The sequence below is a fragment of the Microbacterium sp. HSID17254 genome, assembly GCF_003989315.1.
Lineage (GTDB): Bacteria > Actinomycetota > Actinomycetes > Actinomycetales > Microbacteriaceae > Microbacterium.
The window spans coordinates 1-1,034 of sequence record NZ_RBLT01000119.1; the positions used below are offsets into that span (position 1 = coordinate 1).

A 1,034-nucleotide genomic window follows, 5' to 3' on the forward strand; every position below is an offset into this window, starting at 1 on the left:
CTCGCCGATCCCCTTGACCCCCATCGGGTTCGTCGGCGACGGCGTGACCAGCTGCTCCAGCTCGAAGCGCGGCAGGTCCGTCGCGGCGGGCACGGTGTAGGACGCCAGGTTGCCCGCTGTCTGGTTGCCGGCCTCGTCGACGGTGGCGTGCTCGTAGAGGGCCTGCCCGATGCCCTGCGCGATGCCGCCGTGCAGCTGGCCCTCGACGATCGTCGGGTTCACCACGACCCCGCAGTCGTCGACGGCGACGTAGCGGCGGATCCGGGTGAACCCGGTCTCGGTGTCGACCTCGGTGACGCAGACGTGCGTGCCGAACGGCCAGGTGAAGTTCGGCGGGTCGAACGCCGAGTCCGCGGTCAGGTTGGGATCCATCCCCTCGGGCAGGTCGTTCGCCAGCGACGCCGCGCCCGCCACCTCCTGGATGGTCACCGACGGCCCGGCCGTCCCCGTCACCGAGAACCGGCCCCCGGTGAACTCCAGGTCGGACTCGTCGGCCTCCAGCAGGTGCGCGGCGATCTGCATCGCCTTGTCCCGCACCTTGCCGGCTGCCAGGTGCACCGCGGTGCCGCCGACGGCGAGGCTGCGAGAGCCGTAGGTGTCGCGCCCGAACGGCGCGACCAGGGTGTCGCCGTGCAGCACCTCGACGTCGTCGGGGTGCACGCCGAGACGGTCGGCCACGATCTGCGACCAGGCGGTCTCGTGGCCCTGCCCGTGCGGGGACGTGCCGGTGACGACCTCGACCCTGCCGCTCGTCGTCCTCCGGCCGGTGGCCTGCCCCCAGCCGCCCGACTCCAGCCGGAGCCCGGCCGCCACCTTGGACCGTGCCAGCCCGCCGGACTCGGTGAAGTTGCCGAAGCCGATGCCGATCTGCACCGCGTCGCCGGACTCGCGCCGGGTGCGCTGCTCCTCGCGCAGCTCCGCGTAGTCGACGAGCTCCATCGCCGTGCGCATGCAGGTCTCGTAGTCGCCGGAGTCGTACTGGACGCCCGAGGGCACGGTGCGCGGCTCGTCGAACGGGGGGTGCAGGTTGCGCA

The 1,034-nt window shown here is 72.7% G+C and carries 1 protein-coding gene; it reads right to left on the reverse strand.

Annotated features, from left to right (window positions below; genetic code table 11):
- Nucleotides 1–1,034: xanthine dehydrogenase family protein molybdopterin-binding subunit (locus D8M34_RS18030; protein ID WP_148113094.1), on the reverse strand; the 1,034-nt coding region annotated here is incomplete at both ends.